Genomic DNA, 18,278 nt, shown 5'->3' with positions numbered 1-18,278 from the left:
AGTAAGTATTCCTAAGGATTCATTCTTATTAAGAGTTTTCCCTTAATAGAGCTTAAACCTAGCAGAAGGATTATGATTAATTTTACTTATGCTAGCTCTTCTTCGCTATTATTTTTTTCACTCTCTCCATTTTCTTCTTCTCCTGAGGATTCAGGAGCGGCTGCAACCTTAACCATGGCATGACGAAGAACACTATCCCCGATCATATAGCCGGCTCTCAACTCTTCAATAACGGTTCCTTCAGGATACTCGTTACTAGGCTCTCGCATCATGGCTTCATGATAATAGGGATCAAAGGGTTCCCCTTCGGGACGCATTTTCGAGACACCAAGGCTTTTTAAGGATTCTACTAATTGTTTATAAAGCCCTTGATAACTTTTATGGATATTTTTTTCTCCTTCTGTTTCAGGTTTAATCTGCGATCGCGCTCTTTCAAAGTTATCAACAATTTCTAAAATTTTAGTCAGGGTTTCTCGTTTCTCATTCTGCTTAATTTCTTCTTTTTGAGCTTCACTACGACGACGGAAGTTTTCAAAATCAGCAGCAAGGCGTTTAGCTTGAGCAGTTACAGTTTCCCGTTGTTGAGCTTCTTGTTCTAATTTTTGCTTAAGATTTTGAATTTCTGCTTGTAATTCTTCGGTACTCGTTGTGTCTGTTGATTGTTGTTGACTATTGTCGTCTTCACTTACACTTTGAGTTTCTACTTCAGGCACAGAGTCTTGTTCTGCAACTACTTCTGTTTCTTGTGGAGTTGCAGCTGCGGTTTCCTTTTCTAAGGATTCGCTACTTTCGGTTTGTTGATCTTGATTAGGTTCATTATTCATAGAATCTTGTTGCTTCTGTTCGTCGATCATAATCCATTTTTAATACAGGCTACCGCATTCTAGATTAACAGGTTTGTCTCTTCTCTACTGTTGATTAGAAGTTCGGTTTTAACGAAAAAAACCAGCACCCTAATTCTTAAAGATGCTGGTAAGGAACTTACTTTTTACAATTTTAAGGGGCGAGGGCATGTCCTCGGAGCAGGCTACCGACGGTTTTTGCGGTAATTTTCATTTGTACCAAGGGATTGCCAGGAGTTACCGTTTTGTAAAGATAACTATCAAAGGTCATCCGTTGTACATCTTTATCAGAACACATCTCAACAAAGGCTTCGCGAGTGGCATCGGAGCGGTAGAAGACTCGTTGTAGTAAGTCTAAAACCATGTAGGTTGCGCCATAACGTTTATCCCATTGTTTGAGATACTGTTTGAGGTCTTTTTCTGTGGGAACTCGCTGTCCATTCTTGGAAGTTTCGACAATAGTTTCCGCACACATCCGAGCAGACTTAGCGGCAAAATAAATGCCTTCTCCAGAGGATTTGGTGACAGTTCCTGCTGCGTCCCCTACGAGGGCCACGCGACCACGAACACGATGGGGACGAGGATGTTCTGGAATCGGATGGGCTTCTACTTTAATAATTTCCCCACCTTCAGTTCTTTGGGCAGAACGGGCGCGGATTCCAGCCTGTAGGTCTTTAATTTTTGCCTTATTGACCTTCATGGTGCCAGTTCCCACAGCAACATGGTCAAATTTCGGGAACACCCAAGCATAGAAGTCTGGGGAAACGTCATTCCCGACATACATTTCAGCAAGCTCCTCATAGTAAGCCATTTTGTCTTCTGGGATGCGAATGCGCTCTTGAAACGCGATCGCGTAGTTATAATCCCCAGCATCAATAGCTTTTGCCACACGGGAGTTTGCCCCATCAGCACCAATCACTAAATCCACTTGTAGGGTGCTAGCTGTTCCCACGGCACTACCGTCAGAGTGGTCAGCATAATGAATGGTATAAGGTTCATTATCGCTTTGCGGTAATTCTAGGCGATGAACCGTGCCATTAATTAAATTTGCCCCTAATTCGGCAGCGCGATTTCTTAAAAAGCCGTCTAGGACTTCCCGACGGCACATTCCAATATATTCGTCTTCTTTTTCTAAATTAATATCAACGGTTACATTAGACGGGGAGATCATTTTCATTTTTCTCACCCGCCGATCCACAATTTCGGGAGGGAGGTCAAACTCACCCACCATGCAGAGGGGAATTGCCCCACCGCAAGGCTTTGCGTTGTCTAATTTTCGTTCAAATAGATAGGTTTCAATTCCAGCTTTGGCTAATACTTCCGCTGCAGAAGAACCAGCCGGTCCTGAACCGACGACAGCAACCCTTAACACCAAAGTCTATCTCCTCTACTTGCTACTTGTTACTCACTGTTGGCATAGTATCATGCAGTTTCGAGGTTTTTCCCTATATTCCCCTTAAAAAGCAGCTAATTTGAAACAGTCTTTAACACTGCTCTAACAAATCTTCACATTTCTTGATGCTATTACTCAGTAGTGGCAACTAGGGCAACTTCTACCCAATCTGATTGTGGCTGATGCAACTTCGCACTGATATTGGGACCAAAAAATCGCTCAATTTTGTCCTTTTGTTCCAGCCACCGTTCCCAAGGAATAAGGGAGGACTCAAATTCTAAAATTAAGGCGTAAGCACCATCAATTTCTTCTTCCCGAAGCCCACTAAGAACCGGTCTTTCTTCATCGGTGGGGCTTAATCCGAGGCGTTCTAAAGATTCTTGAAGATGGACTTGTTCTCCATAACGATAACGGGTAACATCTCGGAGAATTTGATGTTGGGTGGGGGTTCCTTTCTCTTCTCGTAATTTTGCTACTTCTGGTGAGGTTTCCTTGGTGTAGGGGGTTGGTTTCAATTCTGCGGCTTTCAGGGCTAATCCCCCTAAAAAAACAGGGATGCCGTAGAAAAAACCAGCTAAGTTGAGAGTGGCATTGCCAGCACCATAGGCGATAAAGCCGACAATTGCTAATGTGCCACCAACAATCATTCCCCATTTTCCTAATGATATTTTACCGAGCATCTTGACAGTTTGATAAATTAAGCATTTATAGTTTACCGTAGAAGTAGTGACGAGTTATTAAGCTATGGATAAGCAAACCCTGATTGAGCGGATTCGGACAATTGAGAGTAAGCGTGAGGTTTTATTGGACTTATTAGAGCAGCCCAGTTTAGGAACATTGCGCTTAGATGTTAACCAAGCGCTAGAGGAACTTGATGATTTAATTGAAGAGTTTAAAGAAACTTTTCCAGAGGCACAACAAGGCTAATTTTTGCTGAGTTTCCCACCTAGTCTTTTTGATATCTTTCATTCAATTCACGCCACCATATTTCTAAATCAGCCATTCCTTGAAAATCGAGTAAGGCTTCTCCAAGGTTTTCTAACTGTTCTAGAGAAAGCGTGTTAACGCGATCGCGCCATAACTGTGGCAGTTCTCCTAGTCGTCGGGTTAAAAGTCGTAATATCAGCGATCGTTCTCCCTCTTGTCTTCCCTCTTGTCTTCCTTCTTGTCTTCCCTCTTGAATAATATCCTGATAAATAACTGACTCCCGCATCATTCCCTCCCGAAATAATCTTCTTACCAAATCTTTCCTATATTTTAACCCTGCTACGATTTGCGCGTAAGCTGAGATTTCTACTTTCTTCTCTCCTTCAAGTTGATTCACTTGCTTAACCACTTGTTGTAATAACGTTTGTGGGTCATTCGTCGCCGTTAAAGGGGCTAATGGTAACAAAATCGGATCATTAAGAAATAACTCTGGGCTTTCTTCCCAAAGTCGAATCACTCGGTATTGATGAGAAGTGTTTTCTACAGTAAAGCTACTTTCAATTACAGAATTCGCAGGAGGTGGAAGCAATAAAACAATCACTTGGGTAATGGGTAAGCGATACAAGCGATATAAACGCACCCAATAGTCCAACATTCGCAAGGGAAGCGGTGGATTTGATTGGAGTTGAGTTTGAAATTCTAAGTGTAGAATCCGCTCTTGTAATTGCAAAAAAGTAACGGAATCAGCGCGGATCGGTTCAATGCTAAGTTCAGTTTTTAAAACTTCCGCATGAGATTGTGGAGTATTGAGAACCCAACTGGCGAAGTGAGCGGGGTATTTTTCCGATAACAGTTTGCACAGATTGTCGAAGGACATCTAAAAAAAAGGGAAATATACCCAAATTTTAGCATTTTCCACCTTCTTCACTTTGTTTTTGTTAAATTTCTACTACAATCTATCAAAATTATCCGATGAATAACTTGATGTTGGCTCTCAATGAGAAACTTCTCTTCCCAATTGCTTAATGAGGGTAACAAGTTCTTCCGTAGGAGTTTCTTTACTACAAAAAGCGTCAATTGGCGCAGTTTGAGCCAGGGCTTCAGTTTGTGGATCCTCTAAGGAAGAATAAGCAATGATCTGAGCCTGTGGATGTAATTGCTTAATTTTTTTTGAGGCGCTGAGTCCATCCATAATGGGCATTTGTAAATCCATCACCAAGACATCGGGGGCATACTCTTGGGTCATTTCTAAGGCTTCTTGCCCGTTACAAGCGACTCCAACGAGCGTTATTGCTTCTCGGGTGGAGAGAATTAATTTTAAACTATACCGAGTTAACTCATGATCATCAGCAATTAACACTCGTAACGTTTTTTGTTGCGTGGCTTGTGTACTCAAGGTGATTTAAGTTGCCTTCTTTTGCTCAACACCCTAAATTTTAAGTGATTTTGTTACAGTTTTCCCTCTGTCATCGGAAGTAATTACTTATTGATTATTTTGTCATTTCAACTATCCCCGTCTTTCTTGCAATTTTTTATAAACTTCTTTAACATCAACATTGTGATAGGACATAGCAACAAGAGTGTGATAAAACAAGTCTGCTACCTCTGACGCGATCGCGCTTTTGTCATCATCCTTACAAGCCATTACCACTTCCGAGGCTTCTTCCCCAATTTTTTTGAGAATCTTATTATCTCCCCCTGCCATCAGTTTACAAGTGTAAGAATCGTCTTTAGGGTGATCACGGCGATCGCTGATGACTGAATACACTCCAGAAAGGGTATCAGCAGGAGGATGGGCTTTCGTGCTATCAACTTGATGAAAACAGGAACGTTCTCCCGTATGACAAGCAACATCCCCTTGTTGTTCCACGGTAATCAAAAGTGCATCACTATCACAGTCGTAGCGAACTGACTTAACAAATTGTAAATGTCCAGAAGTTGCCCCTTTGTGCCAAAACTCTTGGCGCGATCGACTCCAAAACCAAGTTTCGCCAGTTTCAAGGGTTTTTTGCAAAGACTCGGGACTCATCCACGCCATCATTAACACCGTTCCATCCAAATAATCTTGGACAATCGCGGGAACTAATCCTTGCTCGTTATAGCAAATTTTATCAACAGGAATCGCTTGGGAAAAATCAGTCATCTTTACTAACTTGGCAGCATCTGTGGGCTGATTATAGCATTAGGAACTATCACCAGAATTGCTAGATGCACTCGGGTTAAAAATTTGATTTAAGAATTGTAAACTAATAGTGTAAGTCGGTTTAATGCCCAGTTGTCCCAAACTTCCTGAAGCTAGGGTACTCCCTGAGATTAACGGATTATCAGAAGCATAATAGGCATACCGTAAAGTAACATTTTCATCAATGCTACGACGAATTTTAGCAGCGGCTTGGATTGCCTTTTGCATATGCGCCCCCTCCATTTCTAAGCCGATCGCGCTCCAAGAGGAGTCTTTGAAATACTTAAGAATATCAGCGTTTTGCAAAGATGTTCCTAACACCGTAATCATTGCCCCCTTGTGAACAGGAAGCCCGCTTTGAGCAAAATGGTGGGGTTGAATCGCATTTTCAAAGGGATAGTTATCGGCTGTTCCTTCAAATAGGTGAGCCGTAGGAATCATTAAATCTCCTTTTTCACCTGTTAAAGTCCCTGCTTTTCCCATCACAGAGATCGAGCCAACATTCAGTTTTTTTATATTTGTGTCCCTTTTATAGGGTTTGAGCAGTTCATCAAAAATCTCAAAGGCTTGCTCTCCAAACGCATAATCCATTACCAAGAGAATTGGTTTTTCCTGTTGCAGAAATTCGCGATCGATTTGTAGTTCTGGACTAAGCAAATCAACGGGAAGCAATGCAGTATCAAACAATTGTACAGAAATATTGGTTCCAGCCCCATCAGGAAGGTATGACATTCCGTGTTGCTGACCAAATTCCCATACCTGTTGTTGTAGTTCGTGATTCTCAGGTAAATTTAATTCTCGCGCCATCTCCTCAATGCTACAAGCTCCCATTTTTGGCTTTAAAATCGGAAAAGCAAATAAGCTATTGAGAATACTATGTAAATTCGCACTAATAATATGTAAAGGACGCTCCCATAAATCATTGTCGAGCAAGAAAGTTTTAACATCCCTTGCCCATTTTTCTCCATGAATGTGATGTCCAATGCGTTCTCGCAACGCTGGGCTAAAGGCAATTTGACGATCACTGCGATTTTGAGTTTCTTCCATTGCCAATCGCCCTAACCCGTAAATAATTTGAAAGAAACCATTGTTGGTTGCCCCTGCAGCTTGAAACCGCTCGTAAGCCTCTACAGTTTCGGCATAGGTACGCCCTAATAAAGTGCTAGCGTAGGAAAAAGCCCGTTCTTTCATTTCTTGTGCTTCTACCTGCGAAGAAGGAGGGGAATCATTATTCATCTGTTGGGTGACAATTTCTTCTAGTTTTAGCCATTCTTGAGTCGGTTGATTTTCCTCTAAAGCGTGTTCCCCAATTTTATTCGCTTCGATATACATAAAAGTCAAGTGAGTGAGAATATCATAAATCTCACTACGCCCGCGAGTTACCTCTACTAGCATCGTTTCGGGATCAATCCGATAGCAGTTGCGACGGCGTTTAGCGGGAATAATCTTTTCAAACCCCGACGTTCCATAGCCTTCTGCTGCCACTAATTTGACAAAACGACACTGTTCAATCCCACGGGGTAAGCGTTCCATCACATAGACTAAACCATTAAGTTCAACTTTTTCTGAGTCCGCCATTGAGCCATAAATTTCTGGCTGTAGGGCTAATAACGCTTCTTTGAGGGCAGCACCGGAAGTTCCGTTAGGCTTATAGTAGCCTCGGATAAATAAATGGCGCGTAATAATGTAAATACGCTCGATCGCGGCTCGGGATTCTTGGGCGCGAGTGCGAGGGGGAATGGCAAAATTCATAACCAAACAAGACTATTTTTATCTTTCCCTTATTCTGTCATTTAAGGTAAAAGCCATGAAAGTCAAAATCAAACCAGAACAATTTGAAACGATCGCGCTTTTAAACGAAGATAAAGCCTTAGAATTAAATGCGAATCAGGAACTAGAAGTGATGGCTCCCATCGGGGGAACAGCAGGACGAAAAAACCGTCGCATTACCCAACAGTTAGGAATCTGGAGTGATCAATATGGCGGTGAGAGCTTTGATAGTTCCACAATTTTTTTACTTCCCAATGGAGCGCGGCGATCACCCGATGCGTCATGGATTAGCCAATCTCGTTGGGATACTTTAACCCCCGAACAACAAGATGGGTTTCCGCCAATTGCGCCTGATTTTGTCGTGGAGTTGCGTTCTCCCAGTGACCAGTTAAGCACCCTACAAGCCAAAATGATGGAATATCTTGATAATGGCGTGCGTCTAGGATGGCTAATTAATCCTCAAGATCAGCAAGTAGAAATTTACCGTCAGGGTAGAGAGAAGGAAGTTTTGCATCAGCCTCAGATAGTTGATGGAGAAGCGGTGCTTCCCGACTTCCAACTCTCTTTAGAAAACATTTTTGACTAATCGGAATCGGTTTGTTGTGCCTCCAATTTGGCTAAACGACTCATTAGATCTTGATTTTCCTTTTTGAGACGATCAAACTCATCTCGTAACTCTTTTAGACTTTGATCCGATCCTAATTTTTCCTGTACCTTTTTCACCGCTTCTTCCGCCATCCGACGCACTCGCCCATCAGGAGTTTGTTCGGCTAAGGTTTGTAAGATTGAAATTGCTTGGGAACTTGGAACTTGCTTCAACGCTGTTACTACTGACACCTGAGTTAAGAAGAAACTTTCTCCAGATAGGGCATCTAGTTGTTCTAAAATTGTCTCTAATTGCGCTGATTCTTGACCGCTAGAAACTGTTCCTAAAGCCCGAATCGCTGCAAGGCGTAACGACTGGGGAATCCCTGAATCAGTATAGGGTAAAATCATATTCAGGGCAGCTTCAGAAGTTTTCATCTGCGATAACCCCCCAATAATACCGCCACGCACAGTTTCATTCCAACCTGAACGAGTTTCTAACCCTTCTTGGAATAGGTTAATTACGTCTTCTTCTTTCTCTTTTAGATGTCCTGTTACCATTTTCCCCAGAACACGAAAAGCCGTGGCTTCGGTGTAATAACTAGCATCCCCTTGGCTGGCAACTTTTTTAATTGCTTGATAACTTTCTTCAGTTTTAAAGTTACTTAAGCTCTCTAAAACCGCCCGACGGACTTTCGGATGCTCATCATTTAAGCCTTGAGATAAAGCTGGAATGGCTTGTTGTAGCTTAATTTTTCCTAACTGTTTCGCCACTTCCAATCGCACTCCCCAAAACGGGTCATCTGTTAAGGCTTGGGAAAGAACTTTAATTACCTCTAAACCGCCTTTTTTTCCTAACGTTTCTGCGGCATAAATACGAGACGTTGCCTCGCGATCAAAGCGTAATTGATTTTTTAACTCTTTAATGGGATAGTTGAGTTTAACTGTCTTTAAGTGATAATTCCCTTGATCAAAGCTAATAAAGTCAGGTTGTTTTGGTAATGGGAAATAAAATGTCTGTTCTTTTTCATAAATATGAAGAGAAAGCGACTCATAACAGACTTCTTCCTCTTCCGAGACATAACCAAAGGCGATGGGAATATTCAGATCAAATAACTCATTTTCGGTGACATCTTTATCGGTTTTTCCTTGAGTTTGGGTAACTGTTAACTTGACTAATTGATCATTTGCCTCCCAAGTGTAGCTAACCTTAAAATCAGGATGACCGCCGCGAAAGACATATTGATCAAAAAGTGGTGCAAGATTACGTCCCGTGGCTTCTTCAATGGCGCGAAGTAAATCAACAGTTTCCACTGTACGATGGGCATTGCGTTGGACAAAATGCTGGATTGCTTGGGTAAAGGCTTCTTCTCCTAACTCCCCACGAATCATGTGATAAACACAAGATCCTTTTTCGTAGATATGGCGATCATAGAGTTCAATGGGTTCGCGATAAATATTAGTCACCATGGGGCGACGATAACGAGAAGAATCTTCGCTGATATAGCTTCTTGCTTCATTGAGGATGTAATAAGCCCCTTCTTCTTTGCTATACTCTTTCTCTGTCCAAAGCACTTCTGAATAAGAAGCCATTCCCTCTTTAATCCAAGCATGAGACCAATGTTTAATGACGAGTAAATCCCCAAACCACTGATGGGCAAGTTCATGGGCGACTAAACTTTCGGCACGCTGATGATCCAGCATCGCCCGTTCATCAAGTAAACAACGATCTGTTAGCAGGGTAGTGGAAGTATTTTCCATGCCACCAAAAATAAAATCAGCTACGACCACTTGGGCATATTTAGGGTAGGGATAAGCATAGCCAAAGGTTTGGGAGAAAAACTCGATCATCTCTGGGGTTTTCCCCATGGTGCGTTTTGCCTCTTCTTCGCGCCCTTTTTCCACGTAGTATTCCACAGGGATATCACCCCAGTAGTCGGTAATTTTGGCAAAGTCTCCCACTGCCAGGGTCATTAAATAAGTCGGATGAACTTGCTCTTGTCGCCAATGATAGACACTGGTGTTTTCTTTATCTTCTGTGTTGATTAACTTTCCATTTGATACGGCGAGATAAGGCTTGGGAACTTCGATGCGAATTTCTGAGGTGGCAAGTTGTCCGGGATAATCAAAGCAGGGAAACCAAAAGCGTGAGTCTTCATCTTCTCCCTGTGTCCAAACTTGGGTCGGTTTATTGGGATAGTCTTGATTTGGTTGAATAAAATACAGTCCCCGTTGTGGCTGATTGACCTGATAATTAATCACTAAATCAAAGGGATCTAAGGTGGTTGCTTTTAATAACTGAACCTGTAATTTTTTCCCGTCGTAGTGGAAAGGTTGGCTAACTTGATCAATTTGGACACTTTCGATGTTTAAGTCTTCTGCATCGAGAGTTAGGGTGGTTAAACCAGACTGAATGGGTTTTAGGGTAATGGTGTTACTTCCTTGACAAGACTGGTTGGGGATATCTAAGACTAGGTCAAGATAGATATGTTGAACATTCCCAGGGCGATCTGGGGTATAGTGAGGTTTTGCCCCAGGAAGAATAAAGTTTTTTTTAGCTTTTTCGTCACTATCAAAAAGGAAGTAGTTATATTTCATTCTCAAGGCTTCTTGGAATTGGGGTGCTTCAGTCTAGTTTAACTAGCTTTTAATCCTTATACCCAACCAGCGCTTAAAACAATGGTGCTACTAATAAAAATTAACCCTAATCCCCAAGTAATTCGGTTGAGATTTTTCTCGGCACTTTTAGTGCTAGTAAAGAGTTCTGCTTGACCGCTTAATCCGCCTAAGCCATCACCTTTTGGAGAATGTAGTAAAACAAGAACAATGAGCAATATTGCTGAAGCAACGAAAATAATTTCTACAAGTTGATTAACAGTCATTTTCTCAAGTTAAATTATAGAAGTTTACACTAAGCCTACAAGGAAACGTCCACTGGCGTTCGATTAGGCTTGACTTGGATATTACTGGCTACAATGAGCGATTGTCCAGTCATTTCTTCCGGTTGGGGAATTTTGAGAAATTCTAAAATTGTCGGAGCAATATCAGCCAGACAACCGTCTTCTCGTAGTTGTAATTCCCCACCATGTCCTTGAATTTTTCGTTTTTCCCCTTCTACTAGGAGAAAGGGAACAAGGTTGGTAGTATGTGCTGTCCAAGGATTGCCGTTAGTGTCTGCCATATATTCGGAGTTACCATGATCGGCAGTAATTAGAGCCGTCCCTCCCATTTTACTAATACTTTCTAGGAGTTGTCCCAAACAAGTATCAACGGTTTCAACCGCAGTGATGGCAGCATCTAAATTCCCTGTGTGACCAACCATATCAGGGTTAGCATAGTTAATAACTACTAGAGAATACACCCCTTTTTCGATCGCGTGAGAGGCGACATCAGTTACTTCCTGCGCTGACATTTCTGGGGCTTGATCATAGGTGGAAACCAAGGGGCTATTGACCAGTTTTCGATCCTCTCCTGCAAAGGGTTTTTCTTCGCCCCCATTAAAGAAATAGGTAACATGGGGATATTTTTCTGTTTCGGCGGTACGGAATTGTTGTAACCCTTGATTAGCAATCACTTCCCCAAGGATATTCTTGAGGTTTTGCGGCTTAAAGGCAACTTCCACTGGGAGAGTCGCATCATATTGGGTAAACGTGGCAAAGTGAAGAGGCTGGATTTGCTCTCTTTCAAAGCCATCAAAGTCAGAGTTAACAAAAGCCGCAGTGAGTTGCCGAGCGCGATCGGGACGGAAGTTAAAAAATATAACCCCATCATCGGCTTCTACTCCACCGCCAGCAACCCGAGTGGGAGGGATAAATTCATCAGTAATTCCTTGCTCATAATTGTTCTTGAGAACTTCTGTGGGAGAAATTTCGCTTTCACAGTCGCTTTCACAAAGAACTTGATAGGCTTTTTCGGTTCGATCCCAACGCCGATCGCGATCCATGGCATAATACCGCCCACTAACAGTAACAATTTTTCCCACACCCACTTGTTCTGTATAGGATTTGATTTTTTCTAGGGCAGCAATACCATCTTTAGGATCGGTATCCCGTCCATCTGTAAAGGCGTGAATACAGACCTCATTAATTCCTTGAGCTTGTGCTAGTTTAAGTAGCCCTAGAATATGAGATAGATGGGAATGCACCCCTCCTTCAGAACATAAGCCCATTAGGTGTAATTTTCCCCCACTGCTTTTCACCTTTTGGCAGATGTTGACGAGGACAGGATTTTCTAGAATAGAACCATCTTCTACCGCATCAGAGATCCGTACTAACTCTTGCGGAACTACTCGCCCCGCACCAATATTGAGATGACCTACCTCAGAATTTCCCATTTGTCCTGTTGGTAAGCCAACTGCTTTTCCCGATGCTTGAATATAAGTGAGGGGATATACTTCTTGTAAGCTATCCATGACGGGGGTATTTCCGAGCGCGATCGCGTTTGCCGCTTCATTATCGCTATTTCCCCATCCGTCAAGAATCACTAGCACCACAGGGGCAATCGGTGCGTGTGTCATAACTCTACTTCTCTACTTGTGTGCTTTTTTACCGCTATGATAAATCACTGTTGATCGCTTTGCACGGCAATGGGGAAGTTTCCTAAATATTATGGTTAGGATTTTTGATATTTTTTATTGATCCCTGCCATGATCTCATTAATTTACGCGATCAAGCTGGATTTTATCATTTTTTGACATTTTACTTGAATTTGGCACCTCTATCGCAATTTTACCTCTTATTTGGTTTTTTCTGTTAATTCAGAGAGTCGTTCTTGTTGATCTTGAGAGATGCAGGCTTGAATTAAATCTTCTAAATTTCCTTCTAAAACTGACTCCAAGTTAAAATTAACTCCTAAGCGATGATCGGTGACTCGGCTATCTTTGTAGTTATAGGTGCGAATTTTCTCAGAACGTCCCCCAGTTCCCACCTGCGATCGCCGCATGGAAGTTACGGCTTCATTTTGTTCTCGAATTTTGTGCTCATAGAGTTTTGATCGCAGAATCTGCATGGCGCGTTCTCGGTTTTTCAGCTGAGAGCGTTCTTGGGTACAAAAAATGCGAATACCAAGGGGCTTGTAATACAAGTCCACAGCGGTTTCTACCTTGTTAACATTTTGTCCTCCAGCACCGCCAGAACGAGCAGTGGTAATTTCTATATCTTTGGGATCAATGTTTACTTCCACATCATCCACTTCTGGCATAATGGCAACCGTTGCAGTGGAAGTATGAACGCGTCCCCCTGCTTCGGTCGCCGGGACTCGTTGTACCCGATGAACTCCTGCTTCAAATTTGAGCTTACTATAAACGCGATCGCCTTTAATTTCTAAAATCGCCTCTTTAAAGCCACCAGTTTCTGAGATGGATTCACTCGCGAGACTAATATTCCAGCCTTGGCTTTCTGCATAACGGGAGTACATTTTCACTAAGTCTCCCACCCATAAACAGGCTTCATCGCCACCAGTGCCTGCGCGAATCTCCAACATGATATTTTTATCATCATTGGGGTCTTTAGGAAGCAACATGAGCTTCATTTTCCGCTCTAGTTGCTCCAATTTACCCTCTAATTCTGCCACTTCAGAAGACGCTAGTTCTTGCATATCGGGATCGCCACTGGATTCTTTATAAATTTCCCGTGCTTCGGCTAAGTCTTCTTGGGCTTTTTTCCATTGGTTGTAAACTTCAACCGTTTCTTCAAGGGACGATCGCGCTTTGGCTACCCGTTGCAATTCTTCGGGATCGGTAGCAATATCTGGATCACCTAAACGACGAGTGAGTTCGTTATAGGTTTCTTCCACAGATTGCAGTTTTTCCAAGACGTAGGATTCAGCCATGAGGTTATTTACTCGTTAATTTCTTCTTATTGTTACCTCCTCACCAGACTAGAGATTGGCTATTTTTCCTCACCTTCGCTATCGTCAAACATTCCATATTTCCGTAAGAAGCGATCCACACGCCCTTCTGTGTCAATAATTTTCTGGTTCCCTGTATAAAAGGGATGATTCCCTGACCAGACATCGACGTGCAATTCAGGTTGAGTTGCGCCAACTGTCATTACCACTTCGCCATTACAGATGACCTTTGCATCGGGATACCATTCGGGATGAATACCTTCTTTTGCCATACCATTTCCTCCTAAATAATGATTAATTACGAAAAGAGAGAGCAAACAACCATGCTCTCATTACTTCTATTTTAACGTTTCGAGTATTGGGGAGCTTTTCTTGCTTTACGTAACCCGTATTTCCGACGCTCTTTGGCTCGGGGATCACGACTAAGATAACCTTCCGTTTTTAAGGGAGAGCGATTTTCAGGATCAAGTTTACATAGCGCCCTTGCGACTCCCAAACGGACGGCTTCGGCTTGCCCCGTTAAGCCACCGCCATGGGCATTGACTAAGATATCATAGTCATTTTCTAAGCCCAAGGTTTCAAGGGGAGCTTTGACTGCGCTTAAATAGTTGGGGTTATAGTTGAAATAGTGATCCCCACTGCGATCGTTGACTTGAATATTGCCATTGCCAGGAACAAGACGCACTCGCGCGATCGCGTTTTTACGACGACCTGTTCCCCAATAGACAACGCGATTATTATCCGTAGCTTGCATAATCAATAATTCTCCTTAATTTAAGTTACGATTTGGGGTAATTTCCACAGGATTTTGCGCCTGATGAGGATGTTCAGGGCCAGCATAAACTTTTAATTTCTTAGCCAATTGTCGCCCTAAACGATTCTTCGGTAACATTCCTTTAACCGCTTGCTCAATAATCCGCTCTGGAATTCTTCGTTGCAACTGATTAAAGCTTTCTACCTTCATCCCCCCAGGTCTTCCTGAGTGACGGTAGTAAAATTTATCATTTCCTTTATTACCGCTAATGGTCACCTTATCGGCATTAATCACAATGACAAAGTCACCATTATCCATGTGCGGCGTATAGTTGGGTTTTGTTTTTCCGCGAATAATTTGGGCAACTTCGCTGGCAAGGCGACCGATGCGATAACCAGAAGCATCAATCACATACCATTGTTTTTCCACTGTTTCTGAGTTGGGTAAAGGAGTTTTATTTAGAGTCATAGTTCGTTTTCTTGAGTAAAGTAAAAATGAGGTTGACTATCAAACCAAACTGATTCGGGGAAAGGGAACTGCTCATATCCCACTCGTAATAGACACAGTCCTTTAGCAGGGGCAGAATACTTAACGCGATCGCGCTCTTTTTGCTTCCAAATCTGCAAAAAATCATCAGGTGTTAGCTCCCCTGATCCCACTTTCACCAGCATTCCCACCACTAGGCGCACCATGCCATACAAAAAGCCATCTGCCTGCATTTCCAGTTCCACAAGAGAACCACGACGCAGACACTGAACTTCTTGTACTTCCACCCAAGTATGGGATCGTTCTGAGCCAGCCCGACAAAACGCCGCTAGATCATGATACCCCACCAAGGATTGCAACGCTGCCTCCATTTTTCCCACATTGAGTGGATGATAGTAATAGTGCCAACTCCAGGGCGCAACAAATAAATTAGGAGTGGCAGCAGTGTAAAAAGTGTAACGATAACGGCGACAAGTTGCCGAAAAGCGAGAATGCCAGTCACTGGGAACTTCTTGCGAAGCCCGAATCAAAATATCATCAGGAAGTCGCTTATTCAACACTGGGGCAAACTTTTCCCCAGGAATGGGACTGACAATGTCAAAATGGGCAACTTGGGCGGCAGCATGAACGCCACTATCTGTACGTCCTGCCCCATGCAGCGGTATCATTTGCTCAGGGGCAACCCCTTGAATGGCACGTTCAATTTCCTCTTGAACGGTTCGATAGGAGGGTTGGCGTTGCCAGCCATAAAACGCTGTTCCCTGATACTGAATGATCAGAGCAACTCGTTTTTTTTTCACTGACGTTGCTGCCAACAGATTCCCCCAACTATCCTTAAACCAGTTCAATCACTGCCATTTCTGCATTATCGCCCCGTCTGCGAATGGTTCTTGATACGCGAGTGTAACCCCCATTGCGATCACCGTATCGCTCCTGTACGTTTTCAAACAAGGCATGAACCAAGTTTTTATCATACAAGTAGCCAAGGGCTTGCCGACGGGCTGCCAAAGAGCCATCCTTAGCGAGGGTAATAATTTTATCTACCTCGGAACGAACTGCCTTCGCCCGCGCTTTAGTGGTTGTAATTTGCCCGTGTCTAATTAGCTCTGTTGTCAAAGAACGCAACAAAGCCCGACGTTGATCAGCCGGGCGACCTAATTTTTTCACACGACGACGATGGCGCATAATAAACCTCCTGATTTAAGTCGCTGTTGATTTTTCTTGCGGTAACGTAATTTCAAACCGATCTTGCAACGCCTCAACTACTTCCTCAGCAGATTTTTGCCCGAAGTTCTTAATTTCTAAAAGGTCTTCGTAGCTGTACTCTAATAAATCCGCCACAGAATTAATTTGAGCGCGTTTGAGACAGTTATAAGCTCTCACAGAGAGTTGTAACTCTTCAATCGGTGTTTGTCGATTGGGATCTTCTTCTTCCTCTTGTTCTTCTGCAACTGGCTCAATATTTAAGTCTCCAAGGGGATGGAACAACTCAACGAGAACTGTTGCCGCCTGAGAGAGAGCTTCATCAGGCTGAATACTGCCATTGGTAGTAATTTCTAAGATCAGGCGTTCTTTATTTTCTCCCTCATCGGCACGCATTTCTTCCACCGCATATTTCACCTTAGAAACAGGCATAAATACGGCATCTATTTGGAGGAAATCTAAAGAACTCGCATCTTCTTTTTCGAGATCAACAATCCGATAACCTCGCCCTTTTTCGATGCGAATTTCCATCTCTAATTTTGCCCCTTCTGCAAGGGTTGCAACATAGCGACTGCTATCAATTACTTCCACTTCTGAGGGCAAATTAAAATCTCCTGCCGTTACCGTTGCTGGCCCCGTTGCGGCTAAACGAGCAATTTGTGGCCCGGGAGAGTAACTTCTAAACACCAGTTCCTTAAGATTGAGGAGAATTTCTAGCGCATCCTCTCTCACCCCAGGAATGGTAGCAAACTCATGGGTAACTCCAGCAATGCGAGCCGCCGTAACTGCCGTTCCCTCCAGATTCGATAATAATACCCGTCTGAGGGCATTCCCCACGGTTAAGCCTTGACCCCGTTCTAAGGGTTCTAAGACAAATTTACTATACTGATGTTGCGTTTTATTATCAGTTTTCGTTTCGACACAATCGACGTTAAAGTCTTTTAGTTGCGCCACAGAACAACCTCCCTTCCTTGATTTCCTAGATTTGTCTTGCCTTAAACGCGACGACGTTTTGGAGGACGACACCCATTATGGGGAATCGGTGTTACATCACGAATCAGAGTAATTTCTAAACCGGCTCCCTGCAAAGCGCGAATCGCTGTTTCCCGACCAGCGCCTGGGCCACTAACCATTACTTCTACTTGGCGCATTCCTTGTTCTGAGGCTCGTCTCGCCGCTTGATCAGCCGCAGTTTGTGCCGCAAAAGGAGTGCCTTTTTTTGCCCCTTTGAAGCCACTAGAACCAGCAGAAGCCCAAGAAATGACATCACCTTTAGTATCAGAAATGGTAACTAGGGTATTATTAAAAGTAGATTGGATGTGAGCAACGCCATTGGGGACGTTACGTTTGGTTCTTCTAGAGGAACTTTTTTTGGTTTGTCGCGCCATACTTGATACTGTTCTTGAATAACTTTATTTAATTAATGGAGGTTGGTCTTAGGTAAACTCCTCTATTTTTTAGCAGGAGCTTTCTTCTTACCCGCGATCGCTAAACGCTTACCACGACGGGTTCTAGCATTAGTACGGGTACGCTGACCTCTCACTGGTAAACCTGAGCGATGACGACGACCGCGATAAGTACCAATATCCACCAAACGCTTAATACTCATATTTTCTAAGCGTCGTAAATCCCCTTCCACCTGATAGTTATTTTCGATATAAGAGCGAAGGGTTGATTCTTCTGTGGTATCAAGGTCTTTAACCCGTTTATCTGGGTTAACGCCAGTCGCTGCTAAAATTTCCCGAGAACGGGATACGCCAATCCCATAAATATATGTGAGTCCTATTTCCACCCGCTTATCACGGGGTAAATCTACTCCTGAAATTCGTGCCACGTTTCTCTCCCTCTATTTTTCTGCTAAGATTTGGATATTAGATTTTATCCTTGACGTTGTTTATGCTTGGCATTGGAGCATATCACCATCACTCGCCCACGACGGCGAATGACCCGGCAACGCTCGCACATTTTCCGAACTGAAGGTCTAACTTTCATGGGTTTTCTATCACACTACAAGCCCTTTAGTTTATCATTTTCAGAGCCTTTCGTCAATACTTATTTTTTACGCAACCGATAAGTAATGCGCCCTTTACTCAAATCATAGGGAGTTAATTCTACTTTGACTTTATCCCCTGGTAAAATTTTGATATAGTTACGGCGGATTTTACCCGAAATATGAGCAAGGACGTTATAACCATTTTCGAGATCAACTCGAAACATTGCATTTGGTAAGGACTCGGTTACAGTTCCTTCCATTTCAATAAGGTCTTGTTTAGACATAATGGATTTTTA

Annotated in this window: 23 protein-coding genes; 2 read left to right on the top strand and 21 right to left on the bottom strand. The window is 42.9% G+C overall.

Annotation, left to right across the window (positions count from 1 at the left end; all coding sequences use genetic code 11):
* Positions 1-86: 86 nt before the first annotated feature.
* From grpE to FRE64_RS09410, 3 genes are all read right to left on the bottom strand, one after another.
* Positions 87-854 carry a nucleotide exchange factor GrpE gene (gene grpE, locus FRE64_RS09420; protein WP_146295832.1) on the bottom strand — a complete coding sequence of 256 codons (768 nt, stop codon included), beginning with the start codon at positions 852-854 and terminating at the stop codon, positions 87-89.
* 142 nt (positions 855-996) lie between these two features.
* Positions 997-2,217 (bottom strand): geranylgeranyl reductase, encoded by a 1,221-nt coding sequence (chlP, locus tag FRE64_RS09415; RefSeq protein WP_146295831.1) that lies wholly within the window; start codon positions 2,215-2,217, stop codon positions 997-999.
* Between the two features lie 149 nt (positions 2,218-2,366).
* Positions 2,367-2,915, bottom strand: a complete 549-nt coding sequence (locus FRE64_RS09410; RefSeq protein WP_146295830.1) for a DUF2854 domain-containing protein — start codon at positions 2,913-2,915, stop codon at positions 2,367-2,369.
* 64 nt (positions 2,916-2,979) lie between these two features.
* On the opposite strand from FRE64_RS09410, the gene FRE64_RS09405 reads away from it, so the two are divergent.
* The gene (locus FRE64_RS09405; RefSeq protein WP_146295829.1) at positions 2,980-3,162 is read left to right on the top strand and encodes a hypothetical protein; all 183 of its coding nucleotides are present in this window, start codon (positions 2,980-2,982) and stop codon (positions 3,160-3,162) included.
* Between the two features lie 19 nt (positions 3,163-3,181).
* Here FRE64_RS09405 and FRE64_RS09400 read toward each other — a convergent pair whose 3' ends face one another.
* The 4 genes from FRE64_RS09400 to FRE64_RS09385 all read right to left on the bottom strand — a co-directional run bounded on the left by FRE64_RS09400 (position 3,182) and on the right by FRE64_RS09385 (position 7,096).
* The gene (locus FRE64_RS09400; RefSeq protein ID WP_146295828.1) at positions 3,182-4,039 is read right to left on the bottom strand and encodes a DUF4351 domain-containing protein; all 858 of its coding nucleotides are present in this window, start codon (positions 4,037-4,039) and stop codon (positions 3,182-3,184) included.
* Positions 4,040-4,156: 117 nt separating this feature from the next.
* Complete coding sequence (locus FRE64_RS09395; protein ID WP_146295827.1) at positions 4,157-4,558, bottom strand: response regulator; 402 nt, start codon at positions 4,556-4,558, stop codon at positions 4,157-4,159.
* A gap of 111 nt (positions 4,559-4,669) precedes the next feature.
* A complete protein-coding gene (gene hisIE, locus FRE64_RS09390; RefSeq protein ID WP_146295826.1) occupies positions 4,670-5,305 on the bottom strand; it encodes a bifunctional phosphoribosyl-AMP cyclohydrolase/phosphoribosyl-ATP diphosphatase HisIE in 636 nt (211 codons plus the stop codon).
* A 39-nt stretch (positions 5,306-5,344) separates the two neighbouring features.
* A complete protein-coding gene (locus FRE64_RS09385) occupies positions 5,345-7,096 on the bottom strand; it encodes a DUF6909 family protein (RefSeq protein WP_146295825.1) in 1,752 nt (583 codons plus the stop codon).
* Between the two features lie 55 nt (positions 7,097-7,151).
* Here FRE64_RS09385 and FRE64_RS09380 point away from each other — a divergent pair, with 55 nt between their 5' ends.
* Positions 7,152-7,700: a Uma2 family endonuclease gene (locus FRE64_RS09380; RefSeq protein WP_146297326.1), complete on the top strand. Its 549-nt coding sequence runs from the start codon at positions 7,152-7,154 to the stop codon at positions 7,698-7,700.
* On the opposite strand, the gene FRE64_RS09375 is transcribed toward FRE64_RS09380, so the two are convergent.
* The 14 genes from FRE64_RS09375 to infA all read right to left on the bottom strand — a co-directional run bounded on the left by FRE64_RS09375 (position 7,697) and on the right by infA (position 18,266).
* Positions 7,697-10,297: a M1 family metallopeptidase gene (locus tag FRE64_RS09375; RefSeq protein WP_146295824.1), complete on the bottom strand. Its 2,601-nt coding sequence runs from the start codon at positions 10,295-10,297 to the stop codon at positions 7,697-7,699. The two genes, FRE64_RS09380 and FRE64_RS09375, sit on opposite strands and share 4 nt — an antisense overlap.
* Before the next feature lie 56 nt (positions 10,298-10,353).
* Positions 10,354-10,581 carry a preprotein translocase subunit SecG gene (gene secG, locus FRE64_RS09370; protein ID WP_146295823.1) on the bottom strand — a complete coding sequence of 76 codons (228 nt, stop codon included), beginning with the start codon at positions 10,579-10,581 and terminating at the stop codon, positions 10,354-10,356.
* Between the two features lie 35 nt (positions 10,582-10,616).
* Positions 10,617-12,215 (bottom strand): 2,3-bisphosphoglycerate-independent phosphoglycerate mutase, encoded by a 1,599-nt coding sequence (gene gpmI, locus FRE64_RS09365; RefSeq protein ID WP_146295822.1) that lies wholly within the window; start codon positions 12,213-12,215, stop codon positions 10,617-10,619.
* 218 nt (positions 12,216-12,433) lie between these two features.
* Positions 12,434-13,528, bottom strand: a complete 1,095-nt coding sequence (prfA, locus tag FRE64_RS09360; RefSeq protein WP_146295821.1) for a peptide chain release factor 1 — start codon at positions 13,526-13,528, stop codon at positions 12,434-12,436.
* A gap of 59 nt (positions 13,529-13,587) precedes the next feature.
* Positions 13,588-13,818, bottom strand: a complete 231-nt coding sequence (rpmE, locus tag FRE64_RS09355; RefSeq protein ID WP_146295820.1) for a 50S ribosomal protein L31 — start codon at positions 13,816-13,818, stop codon at positions 13,588-13,590.
* A gap of 71 nt (positions 13,819-13,889) precedes the next feature.
* Positions 13,890-14,300, bottom strand: a complete 411-nt coding sequence (gene rpsI / locus FRE64_RS09350; protein WP_146295819.1) for a 30S ribosomal protein S9 — start codon at positions 14,298-14,300, stop codon at positions 13,890-13,892.
* Between the two features lie 15 nt (positions 14,301-14,315).
* Positions 14,316-14,768 carry a 50S ribosomal protein L13 gene (gene rplM / locus FRE64_RS09345; protein ID WP_146295818.1) on the bottom strand — a complete coding sequence of 151 codons (453 nt, stop codon included), beginning with the start codon at positions 14,766-14,768 and terminating at the stop codon, positions 14,316-14,318.
* Positions 14,765-15,601 carry a tRNA pseudouridine(38-40) synthase TruA gene (gene truA, locus FRE64_RS09340; RefSeq protein ID WP_146295817.1) on the bottom strand — a complete coding sequence of 279 codons (837 nt, stop codon included), beginning with the start codon at positions 15,599-15,601 and terminating at the stop codon, positions 14,765-14,767. The genes rplM and truA overlap by 4 nt, the downstream gene beginning before the upstream one ends.
* A gap of 19 nt (positions 15,602-15,620) precedes the next feature.
* Entirely contained in the window at positions 15,621-15,971 is a 351-nt protein-coding gene (gene rplQ / locus FRE64_RS09335; protein WP_146295816.1) for a 50S ribosomal protein L17, read from the bottom strand.
* Between the two features lie 15 nt (positions 15,972-15,986).
* Positions 15,987-16,943 (bottom strand): DNA-directed RNA polymerase subunit alpha, encoded by a 957-nt coding sequence (locus FRE64_RS09330; protein ID WP_146295815.1) that lies wholly within the window; start codon positions 16,941-16,943, stop codon positions 15,987-15,989.
* Positions 16,944-16,984: 41 nt separating this feature from the next.
* Entirely contained in the window at positions 16,985-17,377 is a 393-nt protein-coding gene (gene rpsK / locus FRE64_RS09325) for a 30S ribosomal protein S11 (RefSeq protein ID WP_146295814.1), read from the bottom strand.
* A 62-nt stretch (positions 17,378-17,439) separates the two neighbouring features.
* On the bottom strand, positions 17,440-17,823 hold the full coding sequence (gene rpsM / locus FRE64_RS09320) for a 30S ribosomal protein S13 (RefSeq protein WP_146295813.1): 384 nt from the start codon (positions 17,821-17,823) through the stop codon (positions 17,440-17,442).
* 44 nt (positions 17,824-17,867) lie between these two features.
* Positions 17,868-17,981 carry a 50S ribosomal protein L36 gene (gene rpmJ / locus FRE64_RS09315; protein WP_146295812.1) on the bottom strand — a complete coding sequence of 38 codons (114 nt, stop codon included), beginning with the start codon at positions 17,979-17,981 and terminating at the stop codon, positions 17,868-17,870.
* A 60-nt stretch (positions 17,982-18,041) separates the two neighbouring features.
* Complete coding sequence (gene infA, locus FRE64_RS09310) at positions 18,042-18,266, bottom strand: translation initiation factor IF-1 (RefSeq protein ID WP_146295811.1); 225 nt, start codon at positions 18,264-18,266, stop codon at positions 18,042-18,044.
* Positions 18,267-18,278 lie beyond the last annotated feature (12 nt).

The sequence above is a fragment of the Euhalothece natronophila Z-M001 genome (assembly GCF_007904085.1).
GTDB lineage: Bacteria > Cyanobacteriota > Cyanobacteriia > Cyanobacteriales > Rubidibacteraceae > Halothece > Halothece natronophila.
This window is presented reverse-complemented; position numbering and strand designations above follow the sequence as displayed.

Bases quoted from the DNA above. Each gene is read 5' to 3' on its own strand.
- grpE (WP_146295832.1), bottom strand. From the start codon at position 854: ATGATCGACGAACAGAAGCAACAAGATTCTATGAATAATGAACCTAAT.
- FRE64_RS09410 (WP_146295830.1), bottom strand. From the start codon at position 2,915: ATGCTCGGTAAAATATCATTAGGAAAATGGGGAATGATTGTTGGTGGC.
- FRE64_RS09405 (WP_146295829.1), top strand. From the start codon at position 2,980: ATGGATAAGCAAACCCTGATTGAGCGGATTCGGACAATTGAGAGTAAG.
- FRE64_RS09400 (WP_146295828.1), bottom strand. From the start codon at position 4,039: ATGTCCTTCGACAATCTGTGCAAACTGTTATCGGAAAAATACCCCGCT.
- hisIE (WP_146295826.1), bottom strand. From the start codon at position 5,305: ATGACTGATTTTTCCCAAGCGATTCCTGTTGATAAAATTTGCTATAAC.
- FRE64_RS09385 (WP_146295825.1), bottom strand. From the start codon at position 7,096: ATGAATTTTGCCATTCCCCCTCGCACTCGCGCCCAAGAATCCCGAGCC.
- FRE64_RS09380 (WP_146297326.1), top strand. From the start codon at position 7,152: ATGAAAGTCAAAATCAAACCAGAACAATTTGAAACGATCGCGCTTTTA.
- FRE64_RS09375 (WP_146295824.1), bottom strand. From the start codon at position 10,297: ATGAAATATAACTACTTCCTTTTTGATAGTGACGAAAAAGCTAAAAAA.
- secG (WP_146295823.1), bottom strand. From the start codon at position 10,581: ATGACTGTTAATCAACTTGTAGAAATTATTTTCGTTGCTTCAGCAATA.
- gpmI (WP_146295822.1), bottom strand. From the start codon at position 12,215: ATGACACACGCACCGATTGCCCCTGTGGTGCTAGTGATTCTTGACGGA.
- prfA (WP_146295821.1), bottom strand. From the start codon at position 13,528: ATGGCTGAATCCTACGTCTTGGAAAAACTGCAATCTGTGGAAGAAACC.
- rpmE (WP_146295820.1), bottom strand. From the start codon at position 13,818: ATGGCAAAAGAAGGTATTCATCCCGAATGGTATCCCGATGCAAAGGTC.
- rpsI (WP_146295819.1), bottom strand. From the start codon at position 14,300: ATGCAAGCTACGGATAATAATCGCGTTGTCTATTGGGGAACAGGTCGT.
- rplM (WP_146295818.1), bottom strand. From the start codon at position 14,768: ATGACTCTAAATAAAACTCCTTTACCCAACTCAGAAACAGTGGAAAAA.
- rplQ (WP_146295816.1), bottom strand. From the start codon at position 15,971: ATGCGCCATCGTCGTCGTGTGAAAAAATTAGGTCGCCCGGCTGATCAA.
- rpsK (WP_146295814.1), bottom strand. From the start codon at position 17,377: ATGGCGCGACAAACCAAAAAAAGTTCCTCTAGAAGAACCAAACGTAAC.
- rpmJ (WP_146295812.1), bottom strand. From the start codon at position 17,981: ATGAAAGTTAGACCTTCAGTTCGGAAAATGTGCGAGCGTTGCCGGGTC.
- infA (WP_146295811.1), bottom strand. From the start codon at position 18,266: ATGTCTAAACAAGACCTTATTGAAATGGAAGGAACTGTAACCGAGTCC.